Here is a 2,358-nt window from a genome sequence, read left to right on the forward strand (position 1 = left end):
ATTTCAATAAATTAAATTAATAGTTGTTTTTGTTGAGAAGTGGAACTTAATGTGTTGTTGCTGGTTGAGAATAGACTTGTTCGCGTAGGTCGATGGGGTAGCACGAAGTCGCCATAAAGCAATACATAATCGAAGACGTGAAACCTCTTTACCAGCAGTAATCAGCTTCACTGATTCGGTCATAGTCTCTACTGTTCTCTAGGATGTCACTCTTTCCTCGACGGTGAGAAGTCCGTCAGTGTCTCTTTGCCCCCCCCCACCTTTCCTCGTGCAGATTTTTCTATGTCGAGAAGAGTAGGGGCTTCCAACTATTTCGGAGTAGGCAGTACGCCCTCCTATTTATTACCCTCTGCATCAAGAACCAATAGCTCTTTCGCATAGCTTACCGCATAGAATACATCACGAGCTATTAGACGGCAAGCTTTATCGTATTCCAATTCTTCGGAAGCTGTACCATCAGAGTAGCGAGGATCGTCAAATGGTAAAGAAAAGCGGGCCTCGGCACCAGGAACTATCGGACATGATTCATCTGCTTCGCTACAAACCATTACGGCCGCAAAATTTTCCTTGGGNNTTAATACTATGGTCATACTTTTTGGAAAACATTAAGGTCTTTGCATTAGGTCGCGATCCGCGATGCCAGGATGCACCATAAGTCGTATTGTCGATTGAATTTGTGCCTCCAATCCTGAAGCCAGCACGGTTCAGCGCGTCTACTGCTCTTACATTAAAAGCGGTAGCCTCAGTCCCACCCGAAAAAGCATGAAGATTGTCAATGCCATACCAGTCGGCAGCAGTCAGCAACCATAATTGTCCCATATGGCTGCGCCGGGAATTATGGGTACAAATAACCGTCAACTTAATCTCCTCTTCAGCTTTCATTTTTTCAAATAAATATTGCCCGAGTGCTCGTAAATCAGCTTGGCGATCTTCAGGTATTTGAGGGAATTCATTAGCTAGTGTAGTACAATAATTAGTCAGCTTTTTAGTCAGCTTAGTTTTTATAGTTAAACTACTTGGTGCACAAAGTAGAACAATCATCACCAAAGAAAATAGAGTCTGTTTCATAATATTTTATTTATTTATTGCAATATTACGATGGTTTATTTTTACAAACAAGCATATTTATAGAGGTTACAAAAACTTAATGTACCTTTTCATCATTATTAACCTTGAAATCGCCAATAATCAATCCCCAATCATCAACAGTTACCCACTCTTTTTTCCTCGCCACGACCCGTCAACTACTGGCTCGTGCTCCTTTTTTCGCGCACTTGCTGGTAGGTATCCCTAAACGGATAGACGAGCGTTCATCGCTCCCTTTTGCTTTCGTTTGGGAGAACCAACCTGTATTACTTTACCAGCCTTTNNTTACTGAAATTTCTAGAGGATAAAGAGGCTTGGCTCGCTGATTGGCTTTGTGAAGAATTACTCCATTTACTATTGCAGCATCCACAGCAGTCCACGCAGTACCCCATCAAATGGGCTTTTCACTTGGCTGCTGATATAGAGGTCCGTCAATATTTTCCAACTTGCTATCAGGATCATCTTTACGAAGATCTCCGTACTCGTCTTCATCTCGATGAATTTGCAGATTTAAGGACGATTTATGCCGCTATTCTACGTTTGCAATCTACACTTACGGCTACAGATATATTACCCAAATGGCAAGCAGACCCCTTTTCGCGAAAGTCTCATTTTTACTGGCCTTCTACAAACTCATCGCTAACATGGCAGCGCTGGTGGCCTGCTCAAAGGAGTCTTCTTTCTACGCTTGGTGAGACACCTGCCGCCTTACAGCTGCGCAACCATTTGACTGTTACTTCTCGTCAGGTAGTCTTACCTTGGTCCGTTATATTACGTCGGTTCATCAACAGTGCCCAACGTTCTCAAAATCGCAACAGCCTACGCCGCCCATCACGCCGTTTTGGCACACTCCCCGGTATGCGTCGCCGTCGGACTACCCGGCTGGCAGTCGTTTTAGATACTTCTGGTAGTATTCAAAATACACAACGGCTACAGTTTTTTCGGGAGTTGCAGGATCTACAGCAGTACACCCACGAAATAGTAATTATCGAAGCAGACTACCAGGTGAGGTCCTCCTTCCTGTTTACTGGAGAAATTCCACCCACAAGTAAAGGGGGCGGCAGCACGGCATTCGACCCTGCATTGGAAAAGGTAAATGCTATTGGCCCCTTCGATGGTGTCATCTACCTCACTGATGGTGAAGGCCCAGTACCAAGTATCAAATGCCTCTCCCCGTTGTTATGGATCATCTGCAATTCCACTCCACCCACTCTATCATCCCGCTGGCCTGGACAAATCACCTATTGGCCCTTCATACCCCAATAAAAAGCT

2 protein-coding genes and 1 pseudogene are annotated in these 2,358 nt (G+C 44.4%); 2 read left to right on the forward strand and 1 reads right to left on the reverse strand.

What is annotated here, in order from left to right:
* Nucleotides 1-335 precede the first annotated feature (335 nt).
* Nucleotides 336-572, reverse strand: a pseudogene (locus tag ACRBG0_RS01975) (hypothetical protein); the annotation flags it as partial.
* Between the two features lie 600 nt (nt 573-1,172).
* On the opposite strand from ACRBG0_RS01975, the gene ACRBG0_RS01980 reads away from it, so the two are divergent.
* Nucleotides 1,173-1,369: hypothetical protein (locus ACRBG0_RS01980; protein ID WP_431485255.1), on the forward strand; the 197-nt coding region annotated here is incomplete at its 3' end.
* A 443-nt stretch (nt 1,370-1,812) separates the two neighbouring features.
* On the forward strand, nt 1,813-2,352 hold the full coding sequence (locus ACRBG0_RS01985) for a VWA-like domain-containing protein (RefSeq protein ID WP_431485256.1): 540 nt from the start codon (nt 1,813-1,815) through the stop codon (nt 2,350-2,352).
* Nucleotides 2,353-2,358: the final 6 nt, after the last annotated feature.

It is taken from the genome of Lewinella sp. (assembly GCF_050633125.1).
Classification (GTDB): domain Bacteria; phylum Bacteroidota; class Bacteroidia; order Chitinophagales; family Saprospiraceae; genus Lewinella.